This window comes from Bifidobacterium sp. MSK.13.1, assembly GCF_019131435.1.
Lineage (GTDB): Bacteria > Actinomycetota > Actinomycetes > Actinomycetales > Bifidobacteriaceae > Bifidobacterium > Bifidobacterium pseudocatenulatum.
In genome coordinates, this window is record NZ_JAHOMM010000009.1 from 64,632 (window position 1) to 90,419 (window position 25,788).

Annotated in this window: 20 protein-coding genes and 1 pseudogene; 6 read left to right on the top strand and 15 right to left on the bottom strand. The window is 57.7% G+C overall.

Annotated elements, in window-relative coordinates; all coding sequences use genetic code 11:
• Window positions 1-28 precede the first annotated feature (28 nt).
• The 9 genes and pseudogenes from grpE to KSY55_RS08265 all read right to left on the bottom strand — a co-directional run bounded on the left by grpE (window position 29) and on the right by KSY55_RS08265 (window position 11,354).
• The gene (gene grpE, locus KSY55_RS08225; RefSeq protein ID WP_065434828.1) at window positions 29-670 is read right to left on the bottom strand and encodes a nucleotide exchange factor GrpE; all 642 of its coding nucleotides are present in this window, start codon (window positions 668-670) and stop codon (window positions 29-31) included.
• Between the two features lie 2 nt (window positions 671-672).
• Window positions 673-2,535, bottom strand: coding sequence for a molecular chaperone DnaK (dnaK, locus tag KSY55_RS08230; RefSeq protein ID WP_004223527.1), 1,863 nt, complete (start codon window positions 2,533-2,535; stop codon window positions 673-675).
• A 352-nt stretch (window positions 2,536-2,887) separates the two neighbouring features.
• Complete coding sequence (locus tag KSY55_RS08235) at window positions 2,888-3,685, bottom strand: AIM24 family protein (protein ID WP_217749670.1); 798 nt, start codon at window positions 3,683-3,685, stop codon at window positions 2,888-2,890.
• Between the two features lie 423 nt (window positions 3,686-4,108).
• Window positions 4,109-4,408: pseudogene (locus tag KSY55_RS08240) on the bottom strand (alkaline phosphatase); the annotation flags it as partial.
• Window positions 4,409-4,705: 297 nt separating this feature from the next.
• Complete coding sequence (locus tag KSY55_RS08245; RefSeq protein ID WP_226591131.1) at window positions 4,706-5,632, bottom strand: sulfite exporter TauE/SafE family protein; 927 nt, start codon at window positions 5,630-5,632, stop codon at window positions 4,706-4,708.
• Window positions 5,633-6,282: 650 nt separating this feature from the next.
• A complete protein-coding gene (locus KSY55_RS08250) occupies window positions 6,283-7,311 on the bottom strand; it encodes a LacI family DNA-binding transcriptional regulator (RefSeq protein WP_065434824.1) in 1,029 nt (342 codons plus the stop codon).
• A 138-nt stretch (window positions 7,312-7,449) separates the two neighbouring features.
• A complete protein-coding gene (locus KSY55_RS08255) occupies window positions 7,450-8,184 on the bottom strand; it encodes a TraX family protein (protein WP_065434835.1) in 735 nt (244 codons plus the stop codon).
• 490 nt (window positions 8,185-8,674) lie between these two features.
• Window positions 8,675-9,457: an HAD family hydrolase gene (locus KSY55_RS08260; protein ID WP_254881893.1), complete on the bottom strand. Its 783-nt coding sequence runs from the start codon at window positions 9,455-9,457 to the stop codon at window positions 8,675-8,677.
• A 106-nt stretch (window positions 9,458-9,563) separates the two neighbouring features.
• Window positions 9,564-11,354, bottom strand: coding sequence for an alpha-amylase family glycosyl hydrolase (locus tag KSY55_RS08265; RefSeq protein WP_254881894.1), 1,791 nt, complete (start codon window positions 11,352-11,354; stop codon window positions 9,564-9,566).
• Between the two features lie 243 nt (window positions 11,355-11,597).
• On the opposite strand from KSY55_RS08265, the gene malQ reads away from it, so the two are divergent.
• Window positions 11,598-13,760 (top strand): 4-alpha-glucanotransferase, encoded by a 2,163-nt coding sequence (gene malQ / locus KSY55_RS08270; protein ID WP_065434823.1) that lies wholly within the window; start codon window positions 11,598-11,600, stop codon window positions 13,758-13,760.
• A gap of 212 nt (window positions 13,761-13,972) precedes the next feature.
• Complete coding sequence (locus tag KSY55_RS08275) at window positions 13,973-14,572, top strand: YesL family protein (RefSeq protein ID WP_217749682.1); 600 nt, start codon at window positions 13,973-13,975, stop codon at window positions 14,570-14,572.
• 132 nt (window positions 14,573-14,704) lie between these two features.
• Here the strand turns inward: KSY55_RS08275 and KSY55_RS08280 are convergent, their stop codons facing one another.
• Together KSY55_RS08280 and KSY55_RS08285 are read right to left on the bottom strand one after the other, a co-directional pair.
• Window positions 14,705-15,547 carry a carbohydrate ABC transporter permease gene (locus KSY55_RS08280; protein WP_004223590.1) on the bottom strand — a complete coding sequence of 281 codons (843 nt, stop codon included), beginning with the start codon at window positions 15,545-15,547 and terminating at the stop codon, window positions 14,705-14,707.
• A complete protein-coding gene (locus KSY55_RS08285; protein ID WP_004223593.1) occupies window positions 15,544-16,398 on the bottom strand; it encodes a carbohydrate ABC transporter permease in 855 nt (284 codons plus the stop codon). The genes KSY55_RS08280 and KSY55_RS08285 overlap by 4 nt, the downstream gene beginning before the upstream one ends.
• A 343-nt stretch (window positions 16,399-16,741) precedes the next feature.
• On the opposite strand from KSY55_RS08285, the gene KSY55_RS08290 reads away from it, so the two are divergent.
• Both KSY55_RS08290 and KSY55_RS08295 read left to right on the top strand, forming a co-directional pair.
• Entirely contained in the window at window positions 16,742-17,752 is a 1,011-nt protein-coding gene (locus KSY55_RS08290) for a LacI family DNA-binding transcriptional regulator (protein WP_217749669.1), read from the top strand.
• Window positions 17,753-17,932: 180 nt separating this feature from the next.
• The gene (locus KSY55_RS08295) at window positions 17,933-18,991 is read left to right on the top strand and encodes a LacI family DNA-binding transcriptional regulator (RefSeq protein WP_065434821.1); all 1,059 of its coding nucleotides are present in this window, start codon (window positions 17,933-17,935) and stop codon (window positions 18,989-18,991) included.
• Between the two features lie 152 nt (window positions 18,992-19,143).
• On the opposite strand, the gene KSY55_RS08300 is transcribed toward KSY55_RS08295, so the two are convergent.
• The 3 genes from KSY55_RS08300 to KSY55_RS08310 all read right to left on the bottom strand — a co-directional run bounded on the left by KSY55_RS08300 (window position 19,144) and on the right by KSY55_RS08310 (window position 23,644).
• Window positions 19,144-20,904, bottom strand: coding sequence for a glycoside hydrolase family 13 protein (locus KSY55_RS08300; RefSeq protein ID WP_055063810.1), 1,761 nt, complete (start codon window positions 20,902-20,904; stop codon window positions 19,144-19,146).
• 354 nt (window positions 20,905-21,258) lie between these two features.
• Window positions 21,259-22,605 carry an ABC transporter substrate-binding protein gene (locus KSY55_RS08305; RefSeq protein ID WP_065434820.1) on the bottom strand — a complete coding sequence of 449 codons (1,347 nt, stop codon included), beginning with the start codon at window positions 22,603-22,605 and terminating at the stop codon, window positions 21,259-21,261.
• Between the two features lie 334 nt (window positions 22,606-22,939).
• Window positions 22,940-23,644, bottom strand: a complete 705-nt coding sequence (locus KSY55_RS08310) for a histidine phosphatase family protein (protein ID WP_055063811.1) — start codon at window positions 23,642-23,644, stop codon at window positions 22,940-22,942.
• Between the two features lie 129 nt (window positions 23,645-23,773).
• Here KSY55_RS08310 and KSY55_RS08315 point away from each other — a divergent pair, with 129 nt between their 5' ends.
• Window positions 23,774-24,154, top strand: coding sequence for a DUF4235 domain-containing protein (locus tag KSY55_RS08315; RefSeq protein ID WP_004223612.1), 381 nt, complete (start codon window positions 23,774-23,776; stop codon window positions 24,152-24,154).
• A gap of 216 nt (window positions 24,155-24,370) precedes the next feature.
• Window positions 24,371-25,150 carry a nitroreductase family protein gene (locus KSY55_RS08320; RefSeq protein ID WP_004223617.1) on the top strand — a complete coding sequence of 260 codons (780 nt, stop codon included), beginning with the start codon at window positions 24,371-24,373 and terminating at the stop codon, window positions 25,148-25,150.
• Between the two features lie 5 nt (window positions 25,151-25,155).
• On the opposite strand, the gene KSY55_RS08325 is transcribed toward KSY55_RS08320, so the two are convergent.
• Complete coding sequence (locus KSY55_RS08325; RefSeq protein ID WP_004223621.1) at window positions 25,156-25,407, bottom strand: hypothetical protein; 252 nt, start codon at window positions 25,405-25,407, stop codon at window positions 25,156-25,158.
• Window positions 25,408-25,788: the final 381 nt, after the last annotated feature.

Sequence of the window (25,788 nt, forward strand, 5' to 3'; positions counted from 1 at the left end):
TGTTGTTGTTGAAATCGCTGTCACTGCGCTAGCTCTGCGGGGACGCCACGACCACGCGAGCCGCGCGAATCACGCGGTCGCCGATACGGTAGCCGGCTTCCACCACGGTGTCGACGGTTTCCTTCTCGGCCTGCGGATCCGGCTTGTGCAGGATCGCGTCATGCTTGGTCGGGTCGAAATCCTCGCCTTTTTCGCCGAACTTCTCGACGCCGAACTTTTCGAACGCCTTGTCGATTTTGGCGGAAACGGCTTTGAAGGATTCGTCCATTTCGCTGTGTTCGCGAATGCGATCGATGTCATCAAGTGCCGGCAGCAGTGCGGTCAGCACGTCGATGATGCCGTGCTGGCGGAAGCGTTCCTGCTCCTTCTGCGAACGATTGCGGAAGTTGATGAATTCCGCACGTTCGCGCTGGAGGGCTTCCAAGTATTCCGCCGCTTCCTTCTTGGCCTGGCCAAGCGGAGTCAGCGTATCTTCACCATCTTGCGTCGCACCATCCGCAGCATCGCCGTTTTCTTGCGATTCGGAAGATGCTGCGTTCGCTGCAGTTGCTGCAGAATCGCCATTATTCTGCGATTCCTGCGATGCACCGGCTGCAGGGGCGGCCTGCCCGGACAGGTTGTCCATGTCGGGCAGGTCGTTCAGATATTCGTCCTTGTTGAAGTCGGACATGATTACTTGTTGTCCTTGTCGTCATCGTCCACGACTTCGGCGTCAACCACGTCGTCGTCAGCGGGAGCGGAACCGGCGGCACCTGCGGCACCTGCGGCATCGGCGGCACCCTGCTGTGCGTAGAGGGCCTGGCCGATCTTCTGGGCGGAGGTCATCAGCTCGCTCTGGGCGGACTTGATCTTCTCAATGTCCTCACCCTTCAGGGCTTCCTTGAGCTCGTTGACCTTATCGGTGACTTCCTTGGCCACATCGTCGGAGAGCTTGTCTTTATTGTCGTTGACGAGCTTCTCGGTCTGATAGGCGAAGGATTCGGCCTGGTTGCGGGTTTCGGCGTCTTCCTTGCGCTTCTTGTCTTCGGCTTCGTGAGCTTCGGCTTCCTTGACCATGCGGTCGATTTCGTCCTTGCCCAGGCCGGAACCGCCGGTGATGGTCATGGACTGTTCCTTGCCGGTGCCCTTGTCCTTGGCGGACACGTGCACGATGCCGTTGGCGTCGATATCGAAAGTGACCTCGATCTGCGGAACGCCACGCGGAGCCGGAGCGATGCCGGTCAGCTCGAAGGTGCCCAGCGGCTTGTTGTCGCGAGCGAACTCACGCTCGCCCTGGTAGACCTGGATGAGCACGGACGGCTGGTTGTCTTCAGCGGTGGAGAAGACCTCGGAACGCTTGGTCGGAATGGCGGTGTTGCGGTCGATGAGCTTGGTCATGATGCCGCCCTTAGTTTCGATGCCGAGGGACAGCGGGGTCACGTCGATGAGCAGCACGTCCTTGCGGTCGCCCTTGATGACGCCGGACTGCACGGCTGCGCCGACTGCCACGACTTCATCCGGGTTCACGGACTGGTTGGCTTCCTTACCGCCGGTGAGCTCCTTGACGAGCTCCTTGACGGCCGGCATGCGGGTGGAACCGCCGACGAGCACCACGTGGTCGATGTCGGAAACACCGATGCCAGCGTCGTGCAGCACGTTGTTGAACGGGGTGCGGCAGCGGCCCAGCAGGTCGGAGGTCATGCTCTCGAAGTGGGCGCGGGTCAGGGTTTCGTCCAGGTGCACCGGAGTGCCGTCAGGGGTCATGGCCAGGTACTGCATGGAGATGGAGGTGCTCGAAGAGGAGCTCAGCTCCTTCTTGGCCTGCTCTGCGGCTTCCTTCAGGCGCTGCAGGGCGATCTTGTCCTTGCTCAGGTCGATGCCATACTTGTTCTTGACTTCGCCGACGAGCCAGTCGATGATCTTCTGATCCCAATCGTCGCCGCCCAAGTGGTTGTCTCCATTGGTGGCCTGCACCTGAATGGTGGAGAAGCCGTCGTCGTCCTTGCCGATCTCCAGCAGGGACACATCGAAGGTGCCGCCACCGAGGTCGAAGACCAGAATGGTTTCGTCTTCCTTGCCCTTTTCGAGGCCATAAGCCAGTGCGGCCGCGGTCGGCTCGTTGATGATGCGCAGCACGTTCAGGCCTGCGATGGTGCCGGCGTCCTTGGTGGCCTGACGCTGAGCGTCGTTGAAGTATGCCGGGCAGGTGATCACGGCGTCGGTGACCGGCTCGCCGAGGTAGGCTTCGGCATCGCGCTTCAGCTTCATCAGCACCTGTGCGGAGATCTCCTGCGGAGTCCACTTCTTGCCGTCGATTTCAACGGTCCAGTCGGTGCCCATGTGGCGCTTGACGGAGCTGATGGTGCGGTCGACGTTGGTCACAGCCTGACGCTTGGCGACTTCGCCGACGAGGATCTCGCCGGACTTGCTGAATGCCACGACGGACGGCGTGGTGCGAGCGCCTTCAGCGTTCACGATAACGGTGGGCTGGCCACCTTCAAGAGTTGCGATGCAGGAATTAGTAGTACCCAGATCGATGCCAACTGCGCGTCCCATAACTTGTCTCCTTTGTAGATAGGTTCGCTATGCGTTTTCTGTTCTATTCGTTCTTTCGCCCGAGTTTCGGTTTGCCGCCTCCCGGACTTTCCAAAACTTGAGCCTACACCACTCAACTTTGAATCGCAAGCGATTATTCCCAAATCTACAAAAAAGTTGAGTTCTCTTCGCTCAACTTTTTGCCGGACGCAATCTCAAGACACGATTTCAAGGCGCGATCACCATCGAACATCCAAATCGCAATCTCAACAAAACCTGCCATCTCACCATCGGCAGGGCGCGAACGCAATCCGTCAACGTTTCAACTGCCTTTCGTTGACGAATCGCCATTAACTGCAATCAACCGGCCAAATCAGGCCGCACCGGAACCCGCGTTCGGATTAGCCAGATTGGCGGCGACCGGCGAGAGAAGCACACGACCCGTACCGCGATACACGTTGACCAAGCCCTCGCCGCTCGCAGCCGAACCGATCAGCGTCTTCGTGGAACGCTCGACCGTGAACTGCAGGCCGTTCGTCCACGCGATCGCGAAATTGCCGTCCACCTTCAGCTCGTCGTTCTCCAAATCGACGGTCACGATTTCGGAAGCGGGCACCGGCGACTCCAACGCAACCGTTCCCTGGCCCATCAGCGACAGGTTGAACAGGCCCTCGCCGCCGGCCACCATCGCGCTCGGACGCGAAACCATAACCGCATGCTGCTGAATCGTGGTTTCGCAAGCGTAGAACAGGCCGTCGTTCACGGTGATGGCGCCGCCCATCTGGCTCGGATCGAGCAGCAGCACATGACGGTAGGTCGGTTCGAGCACAACCACGCCATTGCCCACGTATTCCGGCTTGACCGCGGACTCGTTGGTGACCGCGCCACGCGCCAGCTTGCCGATGAAATCGCCAACGCCCTTCACACCGGTCGTCACTTCGACATGGCCGACGGTCCACTGCATGGCGCCCGCCTGCACAACCGCGCCGGTCTTGCCATTGAGATTGCAGACCAGTTGACGGCGGCGCACGTTCATTTCGGACGCATAGTAGGCGTCCATGGCGCTGCCGTACGTCACGGAAAAATCGCGCTTCCACTCCATGACCTGGAAAATGCCCTGCTGCGCGACAATTGCGGCATCGTCATTATCCGTCAGATTGTAAATACGCACGAATGCTCCTTTGCTGGTAATACTTTGTTGATAATACTTTGGATGTCGAGAGATAATCTCCCGGTTTGCGAGATAGACATCTCGAAGGATATTGTCTCACAACGCTTGTTGCGTTGAATGACCCATCTCATTTTGGATTTGCGGCCCGCCCTGTCTGCATTGACCTCACGATTTCGATTTGGCGACCTCACGATTCGGAAAAAGGCTTAAAAAATGAAATCGTGAGGTCAGACCACAAATCGTGAAGTCACCAAACCTGAATCGTGCGATGAAGCAAAAGATCCGGACCACACTGCAATGCGTGCGATCCGGATCTTATTTGCGATCTTCAGTTTTTCAATCTTCAGTTATGATCTTCAGCTGCGATCTTCAGATCTCTTCAGATTTTCAGCGGCTGATCTTGGCGGTCTTGACGATCATCGCGATTGCGGCCGGATCGTTCTCGACGGTCTGGTAGCCCATTTCCTTGGCCTGCTCCCACACGGTCTTGCCAGCGCATTCGCCGCCCTGCACGGTCTGGCGGAAGTACTTGGAACCACCGCCGATGGTCACGTCAGCGCGGGTATCGAGCAGCTGCTCGGAAATGGAACCGATGCCGCCGTTTTCCTTGAGCTGGTTGGCAAGGCAGCGCTTGAGCGCGTCGTTGGAGCTGCCGTCGGTCTTGCCTTGCGGGCCGTAGCAGCCACGCTCGGTGGAGTGCGATTCGAGCACGGCCGGGGTGGCGTACTGGCCGGTGCCGCAAGCGCGCCGAGCGTTGCAACGGAAGCGATTGCTGCAATCGCTCCTTTGAGAGCCTTTCGATTGCTCATCTTTTTCTTCTTTCTTCAGCCTGTGCTGTACTGCAATCTCCACGCTAGGTTTCGCAAACCAACCTCTGAGGCGTTTTTGACGAACAAAACGTGAACTCTCGTCTTCACAAAGTGAACACTTATCTCAAATCCTCTTTCCGTCAACCACCATCCCAATACCCCCTAAATACTGAATTATGACTCATGCTTTTGCCGCATGAAGGGCAAACGGTCAGGAAGAGGCGCGGGCGGAACGAGTGGCCTTGACGGCTACGAAGAGGCTGCGAATCAGCAGCACGCACAGGTAGCAGGCGAACAGAATCGATCCGACGCGGGGCGAGACCGCGCCCGCTATCCACGTACCGAATGGCGCGGTAACGGCAGCCACCAAGCCAATAATCAGCGCGGCCTTCACATGTACCAGCCTTCGTTTCAGGTTTGCCACGCTCGTCGTGATCGAGTTCGGAAACATGGCCAGCAGCGACGTGCCTCGCGCAATCAGATCGGAAGCGCCGAACAGCATCGATAGCGCGGGCACGGCGAGCGCCCCGCCGCCAATCCCCAGCAGTCCCGCCAATATGCCAATCACCACGCCCAGCAGCGCCAGGCAAACTCCGGTCAGCGCACTCATCGCAATGTGCTGGTCGCGCGACGGCACAAAACTTATCTGGTTCACCACCACAAACACGAGAAACACTACGAAAATCCATCGCAGCACAAGTTCCGGCAAACGCGAAAGCAGCCAGCTGCCAATCTGCCCGCCCACAAACATGCCGCAAAACAGCAGCAGCGCGGCGAGCCAGTCCACGTTTCCGCAAGTCGCGTAAGAAATGACGCCGGAAATCGAGGTCGGTACGATCGCAAGCATTGACGTCGCCGCCGCATTGCGTTGTGTCAGTCCGAGCCATACCAGCGCGGGCACGATCACGGTGCCGCCGCCGATGCCGAACATGCCTGACAGCAGTCCTACTGCCACGCCGACGATCACCAGCACCGCAATGCCTCGCGCGGATTCGTCGAGTCCCGCAGGATCAGCGCCAAACAGTCGATCCGCTTTCCCGCCGAATTTCCCGCTCGGCTGCACACTCGATCGCACACTTTCTTCAGCGCGTTCGGCACTTTCAGCATTCGAAATATTGGAAATGTCCGATTTCTTCATCTCTCCCCTACCATCGCACTTTCTTCATCTTGCGATAATTGCGATAGTTGCGATAGTACATTCCCGCACATCGCAGCGTCGCAAGACCGGCAGAATACGAGAAGGAAGAAGAGAAACTACGCCCGCCTGCCGGACGAGTGGCGCCCGGCAGCCACGCGATCGGCTTTCACGATGCGCCCGCGCCGCCACAGCCGTGCCAGCCATACTCGTTACAATCAACAATCACAAATCAACCATGGAAATCTCATAACCTCGCAACAGGCGGCAAAACCTCCGACCACAGGGATAAATTTTCAGGGCTCGCACACTCTCCAACAGCTACATATGAGACAAGGGCGCGTAAGGGAGCGAGCCGTGACAACCAAGGTTGCGAAATGAACTATGATGATGGTTGCAAGCCCCGCATCCTACGAAGACGGCAAGTACCCGAGCGAAACCGGAAAATCCACTCCGGATCGCACCTCGACGCGGTCGGCAAAAAGCGAGTCACCGTCGTCTACGACGCCCAAGACACGCAACGGAACTTGTGCAGACACCACCAGCAGCGTTGTGCAGACGGCGGCAGCTGGCAGTATGTGCAAAATACCCCCGTATTGTCGGTGTGAATTAAAACGGCAAGTACGGAGGCATGAAGAAGAGTGGCAGAAAAATCAGCGATCTCCGCCGTAGACGGAGTCAGTACCGCGGAGCACAAGCTGGGCACGCACCACCTCATACGGATTTTCGAGAGTCTCCCCCGCAATCAGCTTCACGGCCTTCCGCGCTGCGGCACGCCCCATGGCGAACGGATCCTGACGCATGGTCGTCAGGTTCACGGTGTCGGCATATGCGGAATCGTCGAAGCCGATGATCGAATAGTCGCGCGGCGTGCGATGCCCATACCGGTCAAGGCGCAGCACGAGCGGAATCGCCATCATATCGGTCTGGCAGCAAATGCCGTCGGGGAACTCATCCAACGCAAGCAGCGCGGTCAACGCCGAATCGGCGAACGTTTTGCCGCGCGGCACGGAAAGCACGCGCCACTTGAAATCGTGCGTGCCCTCCATGGTCTTGCATGCGCGAATGAAGCCCTGCCCGCGCGCGTCGATCGACGAATTGATCGAATCGACTGCATCGGAGCACACGTACACAATGTTTTTGTGCCCAAGATTGATCAGATGCTGCGCGGACGAGAACATGCCGTCTTCATCGTCGATGGAGATCGTTGCGTCGAAGCCTTCCTGCGATGGCGTGTTGATGCCGATGATCGGCACATGAATACGCTGCAGCTGCTGGATTTCCTCCGGCTCGACGCCGAACGACGTTACGAACACGGCGTCGACGTTGCGTCGCACCGGAAGATTCGTAAAGAAGTCACGCCTGTTCTCACCGGTATCGACATGCTGGAACAGAGAGATGTCGTATCCGGCATCATGCATGACGGAATTGATTCCAGCGAATACTTCCATATTGAACCAGCTGGTGATTTCCTCATTCATCAGCATGGCGACACGGTACGTTTGCCCTGACTTCAGTGACGTCGCGGAACGGGAGATATTAAAATCCAACCGGTCCGCGACGTCGAGCACCTTGCGCCTGGTACGCTCGGAAACGAGCTCCGGACGCGTGAACGCGCGCGAAACCGTCGAAATCGACACTCCTGCGGCCTTGGCCACCTCACGAATGCCAGCCTTGTCCATGTCAGCCCCTTTGCAGCTCACAGCATCATCGCACTCCTGCCAACAGTGGAACGGGGGGTATTTGGAGCGACGACGCTCTCTCAATCTGTTTTCATTATAGTGCGAACGTTGTCAAAACTCTCGCAATATGATCAAATTTCATGCGACAGCCGCGCAAATCAGCAAAATTACCGGATAGAAGGCATAGAACATCCACTTAGTCCATGAATGTTTGTATCCGAGTTTGCCATTGTAGTAGTGCACGAATGCAACACCGACGCCAGGCGCAATCATCATCACCGCACCGAACAGACCGGCCGTGAACATCATGGTGTTTTCACGCGAGCGCATCAGCCAGAAAATCAGCACGAAACCAAGCGTCACCGCACCCAGGCTCATCAGATGCTGGCGCAGTCCGACACGCAACAGCAGATCCCACAATACGGCAACCACTACCAGCACAATGTCGGAGATCACGAGCATGGCACCTTGGTAGCGCTGCGCCACCCATTTCATTGCTGCGAGCATGGCGAAGGCGATGAACAGGCCGAACACCGGATTCTGCGAGCCGAAATCGAACGGCTTGCCCGAAGTGGCGAGATCGTACGGCACTTCGGCGATTAGTGCCAACAACAGCAGCTGCACGCCGTATGCCACGCGATTGCGCGTCTGCTGGAAGCCTTGCACCAGCAGCCACGCGTAGATCGGCGCGGCGAACCACGACACCACTTCGCATAGCACCATGGCCGTAAGCGACGTCATGTTGCTCGTGTCGGATCCGAAAATCAGTGGCACCAGCGTGGTACTGCCGGCGGAAAGCACCAGCGCCACCGCGCCGATTACCTTGAGCTGGAATACGCTCAATCCGCGGCGCTGCTTTTTCTTGCGGCGCATGCCCGCAAAGCCAATCTGGTCGGCGACGTCGGTTCCGGCGCCCGTTTTCGGTGTAGCCTTCCATAAGTCCTCCTCGAGTTTTCCTCGATTCCATCGCGCAAGCAATCATGCGCGCACGTAATCGTCTGCGCGCACTGTGCCACGTCACGACATTACGCCGCGGTATCGCGTTGCGGCATCGCTGCCATATGCGGAACTTCGCATCTCACGCGCTTGCACAGCATTCCGCGCAATATGTTTTTCACGTAACCCCTGTGCGACATGTTTCACGCGATTGTTTCACACTATGTCTTTCGTGCTTTCACGTAGCTTTACTCGCATCATCTTGCCATTGTTGCAAAAATCCTGCGAACGTATGCTGCAAATGTATGCAACATACCTTACACGCTTTACGAAAGGTGACCCCCGTAAACGTGGCGCACGCCGCGCAATACGCGCAACGCAACGCACGCCCCGCAATACACGAGCAGTACGCACGCAATGCGAAAGATCAGGCGTTCAGCACGTAATCCAGCAATCCTTCATAATCGGCACCCTTAAACGAACGCACCGCATAACTCGACGCATCCGGATCGTCGGCCGGCGAAATCTCCGTGCGGAAATACACGCCGTCGATGCCCGCCGAACGCGCACCGACAATATCGTTCTTCTCGTCATTGCCCACCATCAGCGCATGCTTGGCGGTAACGAATTCACGGTCGAGCGCCAGCATATACAAATCGCGCGCGGGCTTGCGAATCTTTTCCTCGCTGGAGATGATCACGTCGTCAAGCACGCTGGCGAGTCCCGTCATTTCCAACTCGGCACGGATATAGCAGGATTGCGCGTTGCTGAGCAGCGCCACGACAATGCCGGCTTCCTGCAGTTTTTCGATCATTTCCAGCGCACCCGGATACAGGCGGATCATGCTGGTGCTACCCTGACGGAACGCCCACGCGGCCTTTTGAGCGGCCTGCGGCAACGCCAGCAACCGTTCCGCCTCGTCGTTGCGATTCATGAGCAGCGAGCGGTACACCGGCAGCACGTCGAACTCGTCCCACCCATTGCGAACGATGGCATGATTCGACTGATGCAGCATTTCGCGCGCCTCAAGTTTTTCGAAACGTTCACGCAGTGCCTCAACCGAATCGTATTGCGCTCCAAGCTCGCAAGCGGTGTCATACAAGGCCTGCCAGGCCGCGTCGCACTGTTCGTCGGTACGTATGTCAATAAGCGTTCCATACAGATCGAAGAACACAACCTCGTATTTAGGGGTATGCGTCACGTTTTCCATAGCAGGTCCTTTCATCGGCATCGTCGCCGCTTTACCGGCGGCGGCGATTGCCACTTTGCAGCCGCTGCCCTTGCAAACCAATGCGTTACATGCGTTATGCACGAGGTTACCGCAACCGCCAGATTGCAAACGTATGCGGTGGCACGATCAAATAATCGCCATCTCCCGCACTGATGCACGCCGCGGATGCGTTTGTGGACGAACCCATGCCGCACCATACGCGAGACGACTCCGAAACCGGCGCAACCGCAGTCGAGGCAACGTCAATCGCGCCAATATGACGTCCCGGATTCACCGCCACCAAGTAGTCGCCGACCCGGAACACCAGTTCGTCGCCTTCCACGCTGACGATCACACGATCGCCGTCAAACCATTCCGCCGAGCTCTTACGCAAGGCGATCAGTTTCGTGTAATACTCCACCAGATCGCGCATGCGCCAGGCACGAGTCCAATCAAGCCAATTCAGCTCGCGCGCCGAATCGTACGAATCGGAATTGCCGTATTTCGTACGCGCGAACTCCTCGCCAGACAGCATGAACGGAATGCCCGCGGAAGTGAGCACAATGCCCGCCGCCATACGATTCGCATCCATCACCGTGGCCATGGCCCCGGCAATCGCGGAACCGGCCGAGGCGAGCCCAGCTTCCGAAAGATCGGCGTCATACAACGCCTTCGGCACGTCCACGGAATTCTCGTTGTCGCCTTCACTAACGGCGCTGCCCAGCGATTTCGCGGCAAGACTTGCGCAAAGCTTGTCCCACAAGGTCAGATCGTCATGCGCGGAAACATACTGGATCACTTGACCCGCAACACCTTCCGGCTGTTTGCTGGCACGCCAGGCGTTCACCGCGTCGCGCACGGAGGCCGCATTCTCATGCATACCCCCGTTAACGTATCCGGGACGGTCCGAGAAGAACACATGCCCCTTGATGGCGTCTCGCGTGGTGTCGCAAAAATGCCCGATGCGATTATCAAGCTGCGGCAATCCGGCCTTGTCGGCAAGCACGGTGCCCGGCAAAGCCGCGGTAGCGCCGGCCGACCACGGTTCGCCATACATAAGAATGCTCGGCCCACGGTCGGGGATTTCGTCCAAAGCGGCGCGCACGGCGTTCATGGTGTCGACGTCGATCAGGCCCATCAGGTCGAATCGGAAGCCGTCAAGATGGTATTCCCTCGCCCAATACGCCACGGATTCCACCACAAAACGGCGGAACATCGCACGTTCCGTGGCCATATCGCATCCGCATCCGGAGCCGTTCGACAACGCCCCGTTCGGCTTGCGGCGCAGGAAGTATTCGGGCACGATGCGCTCGAACCAGTTGTCGGGCGAGAACATGTGATTGTAGACCACGTCCATAATCACTTTGATGCCGGCATTATGCAACGCCTGCACCATCTGCTTGACCTCGCGGATGCGCACGGACCCGTCATACGGATTCGTGGAGTACGATCCTTCAGGAACGTTGTAATTGACGGGATCGTAACCCCAGTTGTATCGGCTGCAGATCGTTTCGTCGACGGAACCGAAATCGTAGATCGGCATCAGCTGCACCGCGGTAATGCCAAGCTTTTTGAGATACGACAATCCCGTCGGAAAATCAGGATGACCGTCCAACGTCGTTCCCAGGTCGGTGAACGCAAGATATTTTCCACGATGGGATTCGGGGAATCCTCCCGCGGGATCGTTGCTGAAATCGCCGACATGCGTTTCCCAAACAACCGTTTGCGCAATCGGCACTTCCGGCATGCGATCGGCATCCCAACCTTCGGGATCGGTGCGAGGCAAGTCGACGACCATGCTTCGACGGCCGTTCACGCCAGCCGCGTGCGCCCATGGATCGGCAACGCCATCGCACTTCGGAAACAGCGGTGGCAACGACGGTAGGACAGCAGTCATATCCACTTTCAAACACCTTGCAAACGATAAGCAAACAGAAAAAGCATTTTCACTATCTAACGTCCATAAAGTAGTTAAGAAATCGCAATACTTCAACGTTTACACCCAATAACACGCCTATTGAAAACGATGTCATCATATGCTACAGTACATAGCAGAACGGTTGGCATACGCACCGAAGCGCGCCAATCGCGTGGCAATGCAGCATCATCGGCCAGCAACGGCCCCGGAAAGAAGGAACCCATGACGGCAACCCAGCAAACCGAAAGCGCGGAACGCATCGCACGACCGCTTATTCAGCTCGCCAAACTCAACGGCATCTCAACGTCGTATATCGACCAGCTCGGCACCTACGTGGAAATCCGCGACGAAGTGCTTGTCTCCGTACTTGCGGCGCTCGGCGTGGACGCATCCAGCGATGAAGCGATCGCGGCATCGTACGAACTCACCAAGCAGCGCATCGCAGACACCCTTGTGGAACCGACCATCGTGAAGTTCATCGGCAAGGAAGCGACCACGCCGATCCGCGCGAAGGGCCACGACGTGACGCTACGCCTGTTGCTTGAGGACGGCACGCGGTATGAGGGCAACCTGTGCATGTATTTGGCCCCGCAGGCCGACGGCTCACTCACGCTCACCCTGCCGGACGACATTCCCGCCGGCTACCACACGCTGCGCGTCAACGCGGGCCCGCTGCACGGCGAGGCGCGACTGATCTGCGCCCCGGCACGCGTACCGCTGCCGCCTGCGGTTGCCGAAAAGCAGCGTTGGGGTTGGATGGCGCAAATGTATTCCATCCGTTCCGCCGAATCGTGGGGCGTGGGCGACTACGGCGATCTGAAGCTGCTGCTCACCGACGCCGCCGAAAAGTCGCATGCCGATTTCATGCTCATCAACCCGATCCACGCAACCGCGCCGGTCGAGCCGCTCGAACCGTCGCCGTACCTGCCGGAATCGCGCCGATTCATGAACGTCACCTACATTCGCCCGCAGGATATCGAGGAATATGCGGGGCTTGACAAGGCCGCGTTGGCCGAAGTCGAGCGCTTGCACGCCGAAGTCGCTCCCGCCAACGACAATGCCGACGAACTCGACATCAACTCCGCGTGGTGGCACAAGCGCCAGGCGCTGCAGCTCGTGTTCAAGGTGCCGCGTTCCGCCGAGCGTCAGGCCGCATTCGAAGCGTTCAAGGAGGCGGCCGGCCCGGATCTGCGCGCATTCGCCGCGTGGTCGGTGGCCTTCCAGATGTGGGGCGCCCCATGGGAGGGCACATGGTTCGCGGAGACGAACCGTGATTCGCCGGAAGTGGCCGAACTCATGCGCGATCATGCCGACATGGTCGAATTCGAATGCTGGCTGCAGTGGATCGCCGACGAACAGGTGACCGCCGCGCAGACCGCCGCACGCGAAAGCGGCATGGCATTGGGCCTCATGCAAGACATGGCTGTGGGCGTGCACTCGCTGGGCGCCGACGTGTGGTGGAATCCGGAACGCTTCGCCGTCGGCAGCGTCACCGTTGGCTGCCCGCCGGACTTCTACAACCAGCAGGGCCAAGACTGGGGCCAGCCGCCGTTCAATCCGAACTATCTCGCCAAAACCGGTTATGGCGTGTACCGCGAAATGGTGCACAACATGTTCTCGCACGCGGGCGCGGTGCGCATCGACCATGTGCTCGGCCTGTTCCGCCTGTGGTGGATTCCGCAGGGCGAAGGCGCACGCGGCGGCGCATACGTCACCTACGACTATGAGGCGATGATCGCGATCCTCACGATCGAGGCTTCCCGCGTGAACGGCCTAGTGGTCGGCGAAGACCTCGGCACCGTGCCGGATTACGTGCGCACCGTGCTTGCCGAGCACGGTCTGCTCGGCTGCACGGTGGAATGGTTCGCCCGTGTGGACGACTCCCCCAACGCCGGCGACCCGTATGCCGATCCGGCCGATTACCGCGAGTATGCGTTGGCATCCGTCACCACGCACGATCTGCCGCCGACCGCAGGCTACCTGCAGTTCGAGCATGTCAAGCTGCGCGAAGAACTGAACCTGCTCACCGGTCCGGTCGAGGAATTCCAGGCGTCCGCAACCGCGGAACGTCAGGCCATGCTTGACCGACTGGTCGAAAGCGAACTGATCACGCCGGAAATCGCCGCGGACGTCGACGACCATATTCAAGAGATCGTCGAGGCGATGCACAAGATGCTGCTCCGCTCGCCATCCGTGCTTCTGCAGGCGGCGCTGGTGGACGGCGTCGGCGAAACCCGTTCGCAGAACCAGCCGGGCACGTCCAGCGAATACCGCAACTGGCGCGTGCCGCTGGCAGGTCCCGACCACAAGGCGGTGCACACCGACGAAGTGTTCGACCTGCCTCGCGTGAAGTCGCTTTCCGCCATCATGAACGGCGAAAAGTAAGCTTCCTCCGATGGTGATTTCACGAAAATAAGATTTCCTTATGCAACACCACAAAGTCCCGTCAAACGAAATATTTGACGGGACTTTTCTTTATCTGCATTCAACGCTCCGTTCAATGACAACGATAACAGGAGTTTTTTGCAAGAAATAGTATGCGCTAAACGGTTTTATGTATGACAACGATTGCCGCACTGCCGAGTAGACTGGTGCGCATGAAGTTCCTATCACCCGATTCCGGCTTTATGCGCGGCCTCAGCGACGCCGTCGACGCGATTTGGATCAACATCCTCATGTTGGTCACCAGCATTCCGATCATCACCATCGGCGCGGCACTGACCGCCGGCCACGACGCGGCACGACGCTCGCTCGCCGGCGAAGGCACCGTCACCCGCAATTATTTCACCGCATTCCGGTCAAACTTCGTAAAGGCAACCGGTTATTGGCTGATTTTCGGCATTGCCGGGGCGATTAGCGTGTACTTATGGATCGTGCTGCAGATCACGCCGCTGCTGATTCCGAAATTCGCGTTGAGCATCGTATGGGCCATCGGATTCGAATGGATATGGGCATTGCAGTCACGCTTCGAAAACTCGTTCTGGCGCACGCTCGGCAACGCCTTCGTATTCGGCGTGAGCAATATCGGGCACACGCTCGGCATGGCCGCCATCGACGCGATTTACATCGCGCTTTTGGTAGGCAGCTGGTTTTACATGCCGCAAGGCCTGTTCCTGCTACTCGTTTTGGGCTACGGCACCATGATTATGATTCACGTGCCGATTTTCGAGCACGTGTTCCGCAAATATGTGAAGTAGTTTTCTGATTCGGATATGAAAGAGCCCGGCCTTGCGGCCGGGCTCAATGCTACCTTCGCGAGGCCTATCGGCCTCGCTCAGGCTGGTGCATGGGACAGCGCACTGCGCTGTCCCACAAGGGATGATCTTCGATCATCCCTTGACTGCACCAGCCATTACACCCTTGACAATGTGCTTCTGGCAGATGAGATAGAAGACGATGATCGGGATGATGGCCATCACCAGGCAGGCCATCATGGCACCCATATCAACGGAACCATAACCGCCCTTGAGGTACTGAATAGCCACGGAAATCGTCTTGTACTTGCCCAAATCGAGCGTCAGATACGGCAGCAGGTAGTCGTTCCAAATCCACATTGCCTGCAGAATCGCAACAGACACGATCGACGGCTTCATAATCGGCACCACGATCTGGAAGAAAATGCGAGGCACGGAAGCGCCGTCAATCATTGCGGACTCTTCCAACGACTGCGGAATGCCCTTGACCACACCGGTGAAGATGAACACGGCCAGGCCTGCGCCGAATCCCAAGTACACAATGCACAAGCCCCACGGAGTGTTGAGCTTCAGCATATCGGCGAGCTTCGAAAGCGTGAACATCACCATCTGGAACGGCACGATCATGTTGAACAGGAACAGCGTGTACAGCAGCTTCGCAGCCCAGTTGTTCACACGCACGATCCACCATGCGCACATCGAAGTGCACACCAAGATCAGAATCACCGAGCCGACCGTGATCAGCAGGGTCCAGCCGAAGCTGGCGAAGAAATTCGTGGTTTCAATGCCACGGGTATAGTTTTCCAATCCAACGAACGCCTTGCCGGTCGGAATGGAGAACGCATCACGCGAAATATACGCCTTCTGCTTGAAGGAGTTGATGATCACCAGCACGATCGGGAAGACCCATGCCAGCGACACCAAGGAAAACAGTACGGTCCACAATCCGCCATGCTTGACCTTCTCTCCGGAAATCATGCTTCCACCTCCTTGGAAGTCGTCAGCTTATTCTGAATCAGCGCAACAATCGCGACAAGCACGAAGAACAGCACTGCCTTGGCCTGTCCAACGCCTTCCCAGCCGACACGGCCATAGAAGGTACGGGTGATGTTCAGCGCCAAGCCTTCAGACATGTTCGACGGAGCGCCGTTCGTCAATGCGAGGTTCTGGTCATACAGCTTGAATCCGTTGGTCACGCACAGGAACGAGCACACGGTAATCGACGGCATCATCAACGGAATGATGATCTTGAACATGGTCTGCGTGCCGTTCGCGCCATCCACGGAAGCCGCTTCAAGCACATCGGTCGGCAGCGACTGCATGCCGGCGATGTAGATGATCATCATGTAGCCGATCTGCTGCCAGCACACCAGTACGACCAGACCCCAGAAGCCGTACGTCGCGCTATAGGTCAGCGAGCGCGCCCAGTGCGCGAGAATGCCGTTGAGCAGCAGCATCCAGATGTAGCCCAGAATGATGCCGCCGATCAGGTTCGGCATGAAGAACACCGAACGGAAAATGTTCGATCCCTTGATCGCCTTGGTGAGCATGTAGGCGATGAAGAACGCGACCACGTTGATCACAATCGTGGTGACGATCGTCAGCAATGTGGAGAAGCCCAACGCGTGCAGGAATTCCTTGTCCTGCAGTGCGCGGGTGTAGTTCTTAAGCCCTACGAACTCGGCGTCGGTAACCGTTGTGAACTTGCAAAAGCTCAGGTAGACGCCCATGATGAATGGAACGACGAATCCAATAATGAATGCGGCGAACGTTGGCAGCGCAAACAGCGCCCACCATTTCCGTATCGCCTTGCCAGCCATGCTGATCATAGCCTGCCTGCTTTCTTTCCTTCTCCATTCCGATCACCGCGGCACCGCGGTGCGGAATTCCTGCAATTGTTGGCCGAATCAGCGGATCACTGCTCTGTTCTCCACCTTTCCGGCATTTACACTCGTCATGATAAACGGCATGACACGAAATGTCAAACGTTGTCATTTTTGCATGTCTTGAGACGCAAATTTACCAACGTTGCCATGTTTTTTGATTATCAAAACTCGTTGTAATATCAAGCATTTTAAGCCTCTTCTGCTATAATGAAAACGTTTGTAATGCATGTATTGCAAAGACGTCGCAATACAGTATGTTGGAACGTAAGCAGTCACAAGGAAAAACATGAAAAGCAGTATTCAAGATGTAGCGCAGCTTGCGCACGTATCCATTTCAACGGTTTCGCGTTCCTTCACACGCCCGGATCTCGTGTCGAAAGCCACCCGAGACAAGGTGATGAAAGCCGCGGACGAGCTGAACTTCTCCATTTCACGTTCCGCAGCCGCGCTGAAAACCGGTCGCGCGCTACGCATCGCGGTCCTGGTTTCCGGACGGCTCAACCTGTGGTTCAGCTCATCCATCATCGAAGGCCTCAACCAGATCTTCCACGACGAGGGATACGACATTTCCATCTACCAGATGTCGAGCATCGAGGAACGTCGTGAATTCTTCGACATGCTGCCGGTGCGCCGCAACGTCGACGCGGTAATCGTCATTTCCTTCGATATCGACGCCAACGAGATCGATCAGCTCAAGTCCGTCAATGCGCCAATCATCGGCATCAACTCGAGTCTGCCGGAAGAGCGCGGTTTCAGCGCGGCCGTGCGCATCGACGACAAGCAGGGATCCGAACTTGCCGCACGCCATCTTATGACGCTCGGCCACCGTGACATCGCCTACATTCGCACCGACCGCGAAGTGACGCTCCACTTCAGCGTGCAGGGACGTTTCGAATCGTTCATGGCGTGCTGCCAAGCCAACGGCGTCGAACCGCGCGTGCTCGTCACCGACGAAAGCAAGAACAACATCAGCAAAGTCGTGACGCAGCTGCTCAGCCTCGACCATACGCCGACCGCGATCGCCTGCCAGGAAGACGGCATCGCGGTGCCGCTGCTGTTCCAGCTGGAACGCAACGGATTCACCGTGCCGAACGATATTTCCATCATCGGCTACGACGACAGCATTTACGCGCGCGACCTCGGCCTGACCACCGTGCGCCAGACGCCTGTCGAAATGGCGCAGGAGGCGGCCCGCATGACGCTCGATCTCATTGAGGAGCGCCCGCTTGACGAACCGTTCAAAACGTTCCCGGCGCAGCTGATCGTGCGTTCCACTACGGCTCGTCTACATCGCTAAACGATCCGAACGAGCACCGTTCGCATAGCGTCTGTTTTTTGCTACCATGTTGAACTTCACCACTTCGTGACAGCGCTTACATTTCTGTGGTACAAATCCATGAATCTACAGCGTGTTTTCGTCTAAAATCAGGGCTTTTAGTATCATGGAAGCGTTAATCATTTTCATCAAAGGAGACACATGGCCAAACCGACCATCGCCAACGTAGCCGAATTGGCAGGAGTGTCGCAAGCCACCGTTTCCCGAGCACTTCGTGGCGCGACCAACGTCACAGAAGAGACCCGCATCAAAGTTCAGCGGGCAGCGGATCAACTCAACTTCACACTCTCAAAAAGCGCTTCCGCCCTAGCATCCGGAAAAACCATGCGCGTCATCCTCCTGGTCTCGGGCAAACTCAACGAGTGGTTCAATTCCGGAGTGCTCCAAGGGGTCTACGAGGAGCTCGCGCCGGTCGGCTATGACGTCACACCGGCCTTCATCACCGACCGCAGCGAACTGGACCGGTTTTTCTCCCAGCTGCCGAAAAGCCGCAACGCGGACGCCATCATCATTTCCTCATTCCAGCTTATGCCCGCCATGCGCGACCAGCTCCAAACCATAGACCTGCCGACCGTGGGCGTCAACGTTCCTGCGGAATCGGGTTATTTCGACGCTTCCATCAGCATCGACAACTCCAGTGCGATGACCATGGCCGTACAATTGCTGCGCTCTCTGGGGCATACCAACATCGCGTTCTGCAGCGACTACATTCCGGCCGACATGGTCTACAACACCAGCCAACGCACCCAGGCGTTCGCGGATGCCGCACAGGCCAACGCCGCCGATGAAATCACATTCAGCCTGCTCACAGCCGACGCGCACGATGCGCCGCTGAGCAAATCCGACCTCGCCTCACAACTGACCGCGAAGCTGCTATCCCTTCCGGAACGCCCCACCGCCGTCTGCGTGGAAACCGACCAAGTCGCCATCGCACTGGTCAAGGAACTACGCAAGCAGCAGCTGAATGTGCCGGAAGACATTTCAGTGCTCGGCTTTGACGACGCCGAAATCGCACAGGCAGCGGATCTTTCCACCATTCGCCAGAAGCCAATCGAGCTAGGGCGCATAGCCGGTAGAAAAGTGCTGCAGCTCCTACGTAACGAACCTCTTGAACATCCGCATGAACTGCAGGATCCTTTGCTGGTGTTGCGCAACACCACAAGTCGCATCGACACCGGCGTCGCGTCGGCAGTGGAATAAACCGATAGCAACGCAAGCCGCCGCAAGCCATACAGCGACAATCCATCGAACGCAACACTCCCGGAACACGCGAAAGCGGCCGGGGCGCATTCGATAAACGCCGCGGCCGCGTCATCCTACCGCTGCTGATCCGAAACAGTGAAGCCACGCACCTACAGCTGGAGCCAAACGGTGGTGTCCTGCGGCAATCGGCCATCCTCGGTGAGTTCACCCGACGCGAGGATGACATCGCCTTGCGGTAGTTCGGCCGGACGTTCGCCAAAATTGGTGACGCTCGCCCAACCGTTGGAACGACTGTAGGCGATGACTCCGCCGCGTTGTCCATCCGCGCCGTCCCGCACGTCAGATGGACGATCTTCGTCCAGCCACTGCAGTTCGGTGTCCTGCGGCATCAGGTTATGCCTCAACGACAGCGCCTTGCGGTACAGGTTCAGCATGGAATTCGGGTCGGCATCCTCCACGTCGACGGCGAAATCCTTGTACCATTTCGGCTGTGGTAGGTGTGGATCATGCTCGGCGCCCGCAGGAGAGAAACCGAAAGAACCATCGTGGCCGAATTCGTCATCGGGATCATCGAGCTTCGGTGCGTCTGCGGCGACCCAGGGCAGCGGCACACGGCAGCCGTCACGGCCTTTTTCGATTTGCTCGCGCACGCTGTTGAATGCGGTGGGATCTTCCAGCTCATCCCAAGGAATATCCGCGACTTCCGGCAGTCCCAGTTCCTCACCCTGGTAGATGTAGGTGGATCCAGGCAAGGCAAGTTCCATAAGAATCGCGGCACGGGCACGCTTGGCGCCCAATTCGCGGTTCTCCTCATAGGTGGTACCGTCGCGCAGCAGCCAATCCTTGGCCAGCTGATGATGCGACGAGGCTGGAACCTGCGGCAATCCATAACGGCTGGCGTGACGAGGCACGTCGTGGTTGCTCATCACCCAAGTCGCGGAGGAGCCGGAACGTTCCGCGCTTTCCAAGCCTTCCTCGATGGCCAGGTGCATGTCGTCGCGAATCCAGTCCTTCTTGGCGAACTCGAAGTTGAACACCTGTCCGAGCTCTTCGGTCGACGCATACAGATGCTGGCGATCCGGATTGACCCAGGCTTCGGCCACGGCGAATGCCGGCGGATTGTACTCGTTGAACACCTTGCGCCACTCGCGGTAGATGTCATGCACCTCATCACGGTCATACAACGGGTGCGACCCGTCCGAGGGAAGCACATGCTCGCAGACCTTGTAGCTTTCGAGGTCGTCGCGGTCAAGATCCTTGGCGAGGCCGTGCGCCACGTCCACGCGGAAGCCGTCCGCACCATGGTCGAGCCAGAAGCGCAGCGTCTTGATGAAGTCGGCGCGCACCTCGGGGTTCTTCCAGTTCCAGTCCGGCTGCTCCTTGGTGAACATGTGCAGATACCACTGGCCGTCAGGAACGCGCGTCCACGCCGGACCGCCGAAGCTTGCGATCCAATCAGTCGGCGGCTGGTCGCCGTTCGGGCCCTTGCCGTCGCGGAAGATGTAACGGTCGCGTTCCGGGGAGCCTGGGGCGGCCGCGAGGGCGGCCTTGAACCATTCGTGCAGGTTGGAGCTGTGGTTCGGCACGATGTCGACCACGACCTTGATGCCGTGCTCGTGGGCGGCCTTGGCGAGCTCGTCGAAATCGTCCATGGTGCCGAGCTTCGGGTCGACGTTGCGGTAGTCGTCCACGTCGTAGCCGCCGTCGGCAAGCTGGGACGGGTAGAACGGGCTCAGCCAGATGGCATCCACGCCGAGTTCGGCGAGGTAGTCGATCTTCTCGGTGACGCCTGCGATGCTGCCCAGGCCCGAACCGCGGGAGTCCTTGAAGGAACGCGGGTACACCTGGTAGACCACGGCCTGCTTCCACCACAACGCCGGATCGGTAGTATCAATTTCTTGTTGCACCATATGTTTTCACTTTCGTTCGCATCGTTGCAAAATGATAGCGGTTACATTTCTTCAAACTACAGATAAGAACATTTTTAAATCAACATCTTTTCTGCTTGTTATTAACAATGATAGCGCTTTCATTACTGCAACGCAATCCCTCCGACGCACGGCGTGTCCTACAACCGTACGTCGCCGCATAAAAAAACGAACTGCAATCAGGAGAGGAAAGGAAGACTTCCGATTGCAGCTCGTTGCTTGTTCAATTATTCAGTTATGCAGTTATTCGATCAATCACGCGCCGATGGTATTTCCGCGCTACGCGACGCGCGGACCGATTCGTCATGCGCGATTACGATTGGTTTTTCGAGACGATCAGTGAGACGCGTCGTACTCGGTCTTCCAACCGTCCACGAATGCGGTCTTGACGGCATCCCAGTCGCCGGTGCCCTGCGCGTACTCGAGGAGGGCGGAACCGAGCTGGTTCTTCCACTCTTCGGACGGCATCATGGTGAAGTTCCAAGAGACTGCGGTCTTGTCAGAATTCTGATCTTCAACAGCGGCCTGCACCAGCGGATTGTCGGACTTGACATCGCTGAAGGACTTGAACGGAGTGGTGAAGCCCATGGCGCTGGACAGGGACTCGATGCCGGTCTTGCTGGTGACGACCCACTTCAGGAAGTCCTTGGTGGCCTTCTTATCGGCGTCGGAAGCCTTGGAGTTAATGCACCAGTAGTTCTCGGAGCCAGTGGCCAGACCCTGGTTCTCCTCGCCCTTGACGCCCGTGTAGATCGGGAGCATGCCGATGGACTCGGCCTTCATGCCGTTCTTCTGCAGATCGGTCCATGCCCAAGTGCCGTTCTGATAGAACACGGCCTCGCCGAGGGAGAACTCGGAGGTAGCGTCATCACCGGTCTTGGAGCTCAGCTGGGTCGGTTCGGTGGTGGAATCCTTCAGGTACAGGTCGAAGATGTTCTTGTACTCCGGCAGGTAGGTACCCTTGATGGTCTCCGGCTGCTCGGTGACGTTGTCATCCTTGAACTCGTAGTACAGCGGTAGGTTGGCCAGATGGGTCTTAAAACGCCAATCGGAGCTGGAATCGAAACCAGCGGAAGTGAACGCGCCCTTGACTCCGAGCTGGTCCTTCTTGGCCTGGATGTCATCGGCCACGGCCTTCAGGGTGTCGAAGTTGTCGATATCCTTGACGTCCTTGATCTTGGCGCCATCGGTGGCGATGTACTTGGCCAGCAGATCCTTGTTGTAAATCAGGCCATAGGTCTCCATAGCGTATGGAACGCCAACGACCTTGCTCCCATCCTTGAGGGCGACGTCCTTGTTGATGAGCTGCTTGTACGGCTCAGTGTCCGTCATGTCATCAGTGTAGGACTTCCAGTTCTGATAGCCGACCGGACCGTTGACCTGGAACAGGGTCGGGGCCTCGGACTTGGCGATCTCGGACTTCAGGGTCTGCTCGTAGGTGCCGGAGGCAGCGGTCTGGACCTTGACCTCGACACCGGTTTCCTTGGTGTAATCCTTGGCCAGCTTCTGCCATTCGTCGCTGGATTCCGGCTTGAAGTTCAGGTAGTAGACCTTGCCCTTGCCGTCGTCGGAGCTGGAGCTCGATCCGCAAGCGCCCAACGTGCCTACGGACATCGCCGCGATGGCGACCATTCCAACTGCTGCCTTGATAGTACGATTCATCATCGAACCTTTCTCTTCCATTCCTGTTTCCCAGCACCCCGCTGGTCAACATCCTGTGAAATCGCTTCCTCACGATTCCTGACATGCACTATTGTGCCGCATTTCTCCCATTTTTGCAAACGTAAGCAAGAAAAACCATTTTTAGGGTGATTTTACGCTCGCAGGTTTTTCTCAAAATACTTTATTTTTAACGGTTTTCATCACACTGTCTTTATGAAACCGTTTGCGACACACCCTCCATATCACACGGCAACAATCGCAGTGAATCGCGAACCTGACGCCGTACGGCAACAAAAAAACGTCGGCGGTTTGTAAACGATGTCAAACTACCGACGTTCAGCCCAGCGCAACGCACCTAGCAATTCCAATGCTCGATAACGTTGTCTCCCTTATATTGGCTCAGCACGCAATAATGCGCGGTGTCGAGGCGCAGCAAACGCGCGAAATGCGGATCGACGTCCAGCCACTGCGAGGTGAGGATGCGCAACACATGCGCGTGCGCCACCAACAGCACGTCATGACCGGCATTGAGCAGCGGCATCACCGCGTCGATCGCATCGCGGGTGCGCGCGGCGGCCTCCTCAACCGTCTCGCCAGGGCCATTGTGCACCGGAACCTGCTCGCCGCTTGGCAACGTCTCAACCCAGTCGCCCTCCAACGATTCAGGAAGGGAACGCGGACCGTCGCGCCATACATCCCACTGGAAGCCGCCAGCCTCGCTCACCTCCTGGCGTGTACGCCCTTCGGCACGGCCGTAATCCCATTCCGCAATCTCGTCAAGCACTTTGAAACCGCCATAACCAGCCAGTTGCGCGGTCTGCTGGGCGCGACGCAGGGGGCTTGCGAACATGCAGCCTTGGTCGAAACCATTGGGGAACGCCTCACGAAGACGCTCGCCCGCCGCACGAGCCTGCTCGCAACCGGTATCGGTCAACGGAATATTGGTTCGGCCGGTATGCTGGCCCGATTCGCTCCACACAGTCTGGCCATGGCGCAGCAGTACCAGGCGGCCGGGCGCGATTGAAGAAGCATCCTTGCTTCCGACTTGAGTATCTGTCATACTCCTACTCTAGCCGACGAAAAGCGTTTCACCAGCAATCTTCCACCACGTGTCTTAAGCGCTTCGCAACGCACGCATGCGCCGGCGAAATCCAACCGAAATCCGACGGCACGGTCTACACTGGAAATCATGAGTGAAATGCCTGACCCGGAATCCAGCGCAGACCGCATCGTAGCGTCGCTGCATAACGTCGACGAGAAAGTGAATGCCCTGCGCGAACAGCGAATCAACGATCCCGACGATCTTTGCGACAAGATGTTCAAGGTGGCCGCCCCCACGCTGGCCGGACTCGTGTTCGGCAAACTGTTCGAACTGGCATGGCGCAAGTCGGTCGGCCGCAAAGCCGTGTTGCCGGACGGCACCACCGACAAACGCAAGGAACTGGCGCTGAATCTCGTGTTCGGCGTGGCTTCCGCAGGACTCGGCGCGCTGGTATCGCAACTATCCGACCGCGGATCGCAGGCGCTGGTCGATCGCCGCCACTCCCGTCAATCGCGCCGAATCCGCTGAAACCGTGGAATCCGCTTGATTTGCCGATAAGCGCAAATTTCGCCAAATCCGCAAACAATCCCACTCCAACTTCCATATTTCGAAGCGTGCGATTCAGATCTGCAATTGAAGCTGCGGTTGGAACCGCACGAAACTGCACGAAACTGCGATTGGAAGGAATGCGCTTGCGGGCGAAAATACTTGCGCAATTACGCGGATGGGATATAAATAGTCAACATGAGTAATATTCTGCATAATGCAACTGTCGACACTCTGCTGGAGCGTCGTTCCATCCGCAAATTCAAGCCGAAGCCGCTGAGCGACGATATCGTCGAAACTCTCGAAACCGTGGCCCAGCATGCCGCAAGCAGCCAATTCCTGAACGACTGGTCGGCAATCCGCATCACCGATCCGGCCGCAAAGAAGCGTCTTGCCGAAATCGGCGGGCAGCCATATATCGCGACCGCGCCACTGCTGTACGTGTTTGTGCTTGACGAGCATCGCAATGCGGCCATCGCAGCTTCCAAGGGCGTTGAGACCGCTTCCGACGAGTTTACGTTGAATGGCAGCTATCGTTACACTCAGGCACAGAATGACGCAGTTTTGGCGCTTCATGCGATGGAGACGGCCGCTTATTCGCTCGGCCTTGGCTGTGTGATTCTCGGCTCGCTGCTTAACGATGTTCCGGCTTTGATTGATCTGCTGAATCTTCCGGAATACACGTATCCTGTGCTCGGACTTGCGATTGGCAAGCCCGATCAGGATCCCGCACTCAAGCCGCGTATGCCGCGCTCCATGCAGTTCTTTGAGAATGAGTATCCGTCGAACAATGAGACGTTGCTTGCCGGTTTGCAGGATTTTGACGAGGAAGTGCATCGGTATTACGATTTGCGCAATACCGAGCGCCCAGTTGATCCGTTCAGCGATCAGATCGCGTCGAATGCGGTCGATTCCGGTGTGACCAGCAAGGCCGTGGCTCCAAACGCCAAGCGCCAAGGCTTCCGCCTCGAGCGCTAACGGAACTACTTACGACGTGGTTTGTAGCCTTTTTTGCGGGAATGCGGTTTAATCTGCTGATTGAAGGGCACGTACGTGTAGCTGGATTGTGGATCGCGATGTGTGAGATGCCAGGTTCCGCAGAATTCGCACCGATACACCCATAGTTCGGTGCCGCGTTCACGCCAGCTCTGGTCGGCGGCCTGCCGGGCCGTCGCTTTGTCGCGATACATGATTTTGTTCGATTCGACGCAGCGTTTGGGTACGAAATAATGCATAGTTCCCCAGTCTATTCCACCATCGGATAAGGGCAGGAAGCTCCCCTGGAATTCCTGGGATCCCCCAGCGTCCCGGGACTCCCAGTGGGTGGAGGAATCCGCCCGCCCACGGGCCTTCCGGCGGAACAAAACACCCAGTGGGTGGAGGAATCATCCCGCCGGCAGTCCTTCCGGCGTCCAAAAACCTCCAATGGGCGGAGGAAGACACCCGTGTGCGGGAATAAGAAAAGGGGTTCCCGGAGCGTCGCGCCCGGGGATCCCCCGGAAACCGGAAGACAAACAAAAAAAAGGGTTCCCGGAGCGTCACGCTCGACGGGAACCCCGACGTTGAATGCGGCGGCGTGCTACTCTCCCACACCCTCTCGAGTGCAGTACCATCGC